Annotated in this window: 4 protein-coding genes; 2 read left to right on the top strand and 2 right to left on the bottom strand. The window is 70.8% G+C overall.

Annotation, left to right across the window (positions count from 1 at the left end):
- Positions 1-291: 291 nt before the first annotated feature.
- Complete coding sequence (locus AB0958_RS44270; RefSeq protein ID WP_366896148.1) at positions 292-1,347, top strand: hypothetical protein; 1,056 nt, start codon at positions 292-294, stop codon at positions 1,345-1,347.
- A 32-nt stretch (positions 1,348-1,379) separates the two neighbouring features.
- Here the strand turns inward: AB0958_RS44270 and AB0958_RS44275 are convergent, their stop codons facing one another.
- Together AB0958_RS44275 and AB0958_RS44280 are read right to left on the bottom strand one after the other, a co-directional pair.
- Positions 1,380-3,350 (bottom strand): Ig-like domain repeat protein, encoded by a 1,971-nt coding sequence (locus AB0958_RS44275; RefSeq protein ID WP_366896149.1) that lies wholly within the window; start codon positions 3,348-3,350, stop codon positions 1,380-1,382.
- 269 nt (positions 3,351-3,619) lie between these two features.
- Positions 3,620-4,384: an NPP1 family protein gene (locus tag AB0958_RS44280; protein ID WP_366896150.1), complete on the bottom strand. Its 765-nt coding sequence runs from the start codon at positions 4,382-4,384 to the stop codon at positions 3,620-3,622.
- Positions 4,385-4,689: 305 nt separating this feature from the next.
- On the opposite strand from AB0958_RS44280, the gene AB0958_RS44285 reads away from it, so the two are divergent.
- Positions 4,690-6,168 (top strand): glycosyltransferase family 39 protein, encoded by a 1,479-nt coding sequence (locus AB0958_RS44285; protein ID WP_366896151.1) that lies wholly within the window; start codon positions 4,690-4,692, stop codon positions 6,166-6,168.
- Positions 6,169-6,291 lie beyond the last annotated feature (123 nt).

Below are 6,291 nucleotides of genomic sequence, written 5' to 3' on the forward strand. Positions count from 1 at the left end.
CAGGTGGCTCCGCCACATGACCCGCCACCCCGCACGCCGATCGCACGCACCGAACGCCGCTCCTTCTCCCACGGAGATCCATCAGAAGGGCCCTATCCGACCCCGCGGGCGCGGGCCGGTCTCGGCAGGGCGCCGACGTCCGAGGAGCAGGGCGGGGCAGGCGGGCGCGCGGTGGTGGCGGGGCCGTAACTCCCCCATCCCGGATCAAAGCTCTCTCTCGGCCCCCGCTTTGCAAGCGCAGCGGTTACGGTGCTGACGTAAGTGGACCTGGGGAACAAAGGGGAGGGCCCGATGCCCGGAACCGTGCTGCTGCTCGCGGCCTCGCCGACGGGCAAAGGGCGACTGGTGGACGCGGCCTCCGTGCTCCCCGTGCTCGCGGCCGTGCCCCCGGCGATACTCTCCGGCACCGACACCGCCAACGTCGTCGAACTCGCCGACCCCCTGGAGCCGCAGGCGGTGCTGACCCGGCTGCGGGCCGCCGCGGCCGCCCCCGGCCCGCTCACCCTCTTCGTCACCGGCCAGCTGCAACTGGACCGCAGGCAGCGGCTGCCGCACCTGGCCCTGGCCAGGACCACGCCCGTGACCGTGCGGTACACCGCGCTGCCCTGGCACTGGATCCGGGAGGAGCTGCGGCTGCGCCCGCCCGGGGCGACGTCGCTGGTGCTCGACCTGCACGCGGACCAGGAGACCTGGGAGCACCTGCGCGCCGTTCCCCTCGACTGCGGCCGGAACAACGCCGTGCACGGGCGGGTCGCGCCGCCGCCCGCCCGGCGGGAGGTCGCCGTGCCGTCGTACATGAAGGCCGTGGCGACGGTGCTCAGGAGCGGGCACCGGCCGCCGCTGGAGCAGTTGCACCAGCAGGTGCTCGTGCGGCTCGGCGCGGAGACCGCCACCGACATGCTGCTCAGCACGCACGGCCCGGACGGCGGTGATCCGCACGACGCCATCAGCGCGGCCGTGCGGGACGGCCGGTACGCGGAGGCGGACGAGCTCGCGGCCCGCTGGGAGGAGGCCGCCGCGCGGGCCCACGGACCGGCCTCCGAGGACGCGTTGCACTGGTCGGAGGTGCGGGCCGACCTCGCGATGTTCGCCGGGGACGCGGCGCGCAGCTGCCGTACCTGGCTGACCGTGGCCAGGACGCGGCTGGCCGCCGGGGAGCCCGCCGACACGCCTGCCGTGGAGGCGGCCGTGGACCGTGCCCACCACCAGTGGGGTGCCATCAAGGACGCGGCGCGGGCCCGTGAACTGGGGCCCGCGCTCGCGGAGTTGAGACTCAGGGTGCCGGGCCGCCGGGAAGGTGCCCTGGACCATGTCCAGCAGCACCTCCGGCAGCTTCAGACCAGCTGACCAGCTGACCAGCTGACCGGCCGACCGGCCGGCTAGCTCGTGAAGGTGAAGTACTTCCAGGCGCCGTACGTCGTGGAGTTGACGGTGTCGCCGGACGAGCCGTTGATGTAGTCGGAGCGGACGCGGAAGCGCCAGCCGACGTCGCTCTTGTGGTTGCCGCCGAACTCGACCTTCGAGATCCCGTTGGTGGCCAGGGCGAAGTACTGGGAGGTGTCCGAGTACCACCGGCCCTGGTAGTAGACCTGGAAGTCGAAGCGCTGGGCGCGGCCGGTGTAGTACGGCATCGTGGTCGTGAACAGCGGGTTCTTGGTCTTGTGGAAGTAGTGGTAGGTCTGGCCCCAGGCCTTCTTCGACTTGTACTGGCGGCTGACCGACATCGAGACGCTGACCTTCGCGCCCACCGTGCTGGACACCGAGCGCGGCTGCCAGCGGGCGTCGCCCGCGAACTTCGCGGTGACCTTGGTGTCGCGCTTGAGGTCGAGGACGACGGACAGGTTGCCGTGCGAGTCGACCTTGCCGGACTTCACCAGCTTGTTGGGCTTGTCCGAGCCGAACGGGTCGGCCCAGAGCTCGACCGTGCGGTTCTTGTACGTCGTCCCGAGGTGGGCCGTGAACTTCACGTCCTTCCCGTACGCGTACACCTTGCCGTTGTTGTCCAGCGTCAGCGTCGGGTTCGCGCGGGAGACGTCGACCGTGTCCTTGCCCGAGGCGGCCGCGTGGTCCGCGTCGCCCGCGTAGCCGACCTTGTACGTCACCTTGCCGCCGGCCGGCGGGGTGTCGGTGAACGAGAACGTGCCGTCGGCCTTGACCGTCACGGCGGCCAGCGCCTTGCCGTTCGGCGAGTCGAGGTCGGTGCGGGTGACCGAGACCTGGGTGCCGGCCGGGAACGCGGTCGTCGAGGAGAGCGTGCCGGTGACGGTCAGCTGCTTCGCGCGCGTCGCCGACGCCGGGGCGTTCACCGTGAGGGTGCTGGCCGCCTTGCCCGGGGTGTCGTACTCGCGCAGCGAGTACACGCCCTCGCTGTTGTACGACACCGCGAACAGCCGGGAGGAGTCCGGCGCCCAGGCGAGGCCCGCGTCGGCCATCAGGTCGGAGCCGCTGGAGGCGCCGGTGCTCGGGAACTCGTAGGAGCGGACGGCCTCGCTGCTGCCCGGCCGGAAGATGTAGACGTCCGGGTTGTAGGAGGCGTCGCTGCCGCCCGCGACCGTGCCGTCCGGCGCGATGGCGACCGCGTTCGGGTAGTTGACGCTGCTGTACTTGCCGTCCTCGTTGAGGTCGGAGGTCTTGAAGATCTGGTGGTAGTACGGCGCTCCGCTGGCCACCACGACGTCCTTGCCGTCGGGGGTGACCTGGAGGTCGCCGAGGTTGTCGCCCGCCTCGCGGGTGCCGGCCAGCTTGGTGGCGGTGCCCGAGGAGACGTCGTAGGAGGCCAGTTCGACGGGGCTCTGGTCGACCGCGCCCGCGACCAGCACGTCGGAGCCGGGTGCCGCGTCCACCAGCGGTGCCTGGTACCAGCTGCGGTCCTGGTTGAGGGTGACCGTGTGGTCGTCGGTCAGGTCGACCGAGCCGATGTTGCCGGCCGTGTCACCGCCGTAGCCGAACCACAGCTTGCCGCCCGCGAGGGCGACGCTCAGCGGCTTGTCGCCGACCGCGTAGCGGGTGGTCTCGGTGTCCGTCGCGGTGTCGATGACGGCGATGGCGTCCATGTCCTGCACGGCCGCGTAGAGCGTGCCGGAGTCGGCGGACAGTTCGAGGCCGTGGACACCGGAGAGGTTGGTGGTGAGCTGCTTGAGCACATTGCCCGAGTAGTCGGTGACGACGATCTTGCCGTTCGTCGGGTCACTGATGAAAACCTGCTGGTGGGCGCCGTCGACGACGATGTCACCGACCGACTTGATCGGCAGGAGCCCGCTGGTGTCGGCGTAGGCCGGGGCGGCGGCCAGGGCCGCGGAGCTGAAGAGGACCGCCAGGGTGGTGGCGGCCGTGACGGTGCGCATACGCACGCTGATTCGAACCCCCCGGATCGAATGAAGTGGGCGCCACGGAGCAGGGCCCACGTATGTGAGGTTCCGGTGGGCCGCGTGTGGCGGATGAAACGAAGACTAGGTCATGCCACTGACAATCAGCACCCGGTATTCGGCCGGGTACGGCCGGGGGCGGGTCCCTCAGAACTGACGCTGACAACCGCGGAGTTGCTCGGCAGTCCCTGCTACCAGGCGATCGAACTCCCACCGCCGGGACCGACCGTCAAGGTCGTCGGTCGGTCGTCGGCTCAGGCGTACGCGTCGAAGGTGACCGCGGTCGGCTTGGCCTTGTTCAGGTGGTCGGCGAACTTGGCGTCCTGGAGGGGGAAGTTCGCGTTGCCCCAGTCCGAGGCGTTCAGGACGTCCCGCAGGTTGGAGGCCATGTTGTCCCAGGTGAGCAGGTTCTCCTGGTGCCAGGCGCCGTCGTCGTTCTCCGGGGTCTCGCCCCACTTGGCGAACCGGAAGTCGTGGGTGCTCAGTCCGTCCTTGTGGTAGACGACCTGGACGCGCCGGCCGCTCATCGGGACGTCGGCGACCGCCTCGGTCTCGAAGTCGCCGTGCTGGGAGGCGGACAGGTACGACGGCTGGTCGGCGCCCTGCTTCACCCAGACGACGATGCACTCCCAGTCGTGGCGGTGGCCGATGCCCGGGGACGCCTCGTCCTTCTCGAAGTAGCTGGCGTAGACGATCCCGCACCAGCCGTTGTTGCACTTGGCCCGCGAGTAGGTGTTGGCGTGGTCGAGGTGACCGTCGCGGCACTGGCCGGTGATCGCACCGGCCGGCTTCAGCCCGCCGTTGAGGTTGCCGGACGGGTCGATGGCGGCGGCGGGGTAGCAGGAGTCCGTGTCGTAGTCGTAGAGCGGCTCGAAGAACTTCTGGAACGAGGTGGCGTTCTCCGGGAGGTTCTGCAGCACGCCCGCCGAGGCGCTGAACGGCAGGGCGAGGGTGAGCGTGGCGGCGCCGCCCACGACGGCCGCGGCCCGGCGGAGGCGGTGGGTCCTGGTTCGGGACATCGGGTGGCTCCAGTCGACGGTCCGTTGTTCGCCCCGGACATGACATTCGGGTGCAGAGAGAGAGTGGCCTGCCGGGACCCGCGATGGAAGGGCTTTCTGTCAGAGAGTGGGCGACAGCGGATGAGGAGGCCGGCGACACCGACTCCGTCCAGCCGTGCGAATCCGGTCGCCAGGGCTCTGTACAGTGCACACCGCACTGATCAAGAAGGGACAGTGGCGTCAATAAACGGGTTGCACAGGGGTCCCTGACCCGGTGGATTCTGACGGGCCGTCCTCATCGACGAAGGCTTCGGGGGCCCTTTTTCATGTCGACCGGCCGAAAGTCGGAGGCGGTATTCCGCTTTTCCCAGCCCCGAGCAAGGCCCCTCGTCTGGCTGCTGCCGCTGCTGTGGACATGCGCCTTCGGCCTGTGGGGTCTGGCGCGCCGGAACAGTGTGTGGCGCGACGAGGCGGCGACCTGGCAGGTGGCTCAGCGCTCCACGGCCGACATCTGGCGCATGCTGGGGAACGTCGACGTGGTCCACGGCCTCTACTACCTGCTGATGCATGCGCTGTTCGAGTGCTTCGGCCCCAGCACCACGACCCTGCGGATGCCGTCGGTGCTGGCCACCGCGGTCGCGGCGGTCTGTGTGGCCGTGATCGGCCGCCGCCTGGCCGGTGTCTGGGCGGGCCTGGCCGGCGGAATGACGCTCGGGCTGCTGCCGGCCGTGCAGTTCCACCTCCAGGAGGGCCGGCCGTACGCGCTGGTGGCGGCCGGGGCCGGCATCTCCACCCTGCTCCTCGTGACCGCCCTCCAGCGCCGGGTCCCCGCGCGACACTGGGCCGCCTACGGCACCGCCGTCCTCCTCATGGGCCTGCTGAACTGGCTCTCGCTCGTGATCCTGGCGGCGCATCTGGCCACCTTGCTGTGGATCCGGGCCGACCGTGCGGTCCTGGCCCGGTGGGCGGTGGCGGCGGGATGCGCCACGGCAGGAGTGCTGCCGCTGGTCGTGTTCAGCCGCGGCCAGTCCGCTCAGGTGTCCTGGATACCGCCGCTGACCTGGCACATGCTGATCGGCCCCGCGGTGCTGCTGGCGATCGGCGGTGCCTGCGCGCTGTCGGACGGGGCGCGGGCGGGCCGGCTGTCGGCGGCGGCCGTGGGGCTGCCGCTGCTGGCGGTGCCGCACCTCGGCCTCGTCGCACTGTCCCTGGTCCGGCCGCTGTTCCTGGACCGCTACGTGCTCTACAGCATGCTGGGGCTGGCGCTGCTGATCGGGGCGGCCGTCGGCGCGGCGGTACGGGCGGCCGCGCCCCGCTTCCCGGCGGCGTCGCGAGGGATCCTGCCCGTGGTGCTGGCGGTGGCCGTGGCCGCCCTGCTCCCGCAGTCCCTGGCCAAGCGGTCCCCGGCGAGCAGGGTGGACGACGTGCTGGCGGTGGCCTCGGACATACGGCACCTGAAGCGGACCGGAGACGCGGTGCTCTTCGTGCCCGCGGCCCGCAGGGACACCGCGTCCGTCTCGCCGGACGCCTTCGCGGACCTGCGGGACATAGCCCTGACGGAGAGTCCCGAACGGTCCGGCACCCTGAAGGGCGTGGAGGCGACGCCGGACCGCATACGCGCCGCTGTCCTCGCCGAGCGCCGCATACTCCTGGTAACCGACGCACCCCGGGTGGCCCGCCCGGTGACGGCCGCCCGGGACCGGGCGAAGACCCAGGTCCTGCGCGAGTGCTTCACCCCGGTCGCCGACGAACAGATCCGCGGCCGCAGGGTGACGGTGTACGAACGCCGGACGCCACGGCGGTAGCCGATCGTGTGGTTTCCGTCAGAAGGGCCCTAGTAGTGCTTCGTTACGTCGAGTGATCTCGCCTGGTGGTGGGCATCTTCTCCGGTATGAGGTTGGGGGAGGTGGAACGGCTCCGGGGTGAGT

Source organism: Streptomyces sp. NPDC006655 (assembly GCF_040703965.1).
Lineage (GTDB): Bacteria > Actinomycetota > Actinomycetes > Streptomycetales > Streptomycetaceae > Streptomyces.

Bases quoted from the DNA above. Each gene is read 5' to 3' on its own strand.
- AB0958_RS44285 (WP_366896151.1), top strand. From the start codon at position 4,690: ATGTCGACCGGCCGAAAGTCGGAGGCGGTATTCCGCTTTTCCCAGCCC.
- AB0958_RS44280 (WP_366896150.1), bottom strand. From the start codon at position 4,384: ATGTCCCGAACCAGGACCCACCGCCTCCGCCGGGCCGCGGCCGTCGTG.
- AB0958_RS44270 (WP_366896148.1), top strand. From the start codon at position 292: ATGCCCGGAACCGTGCTGCTGCTCGCGGCCTCGCCGACGGGCAAAGGG.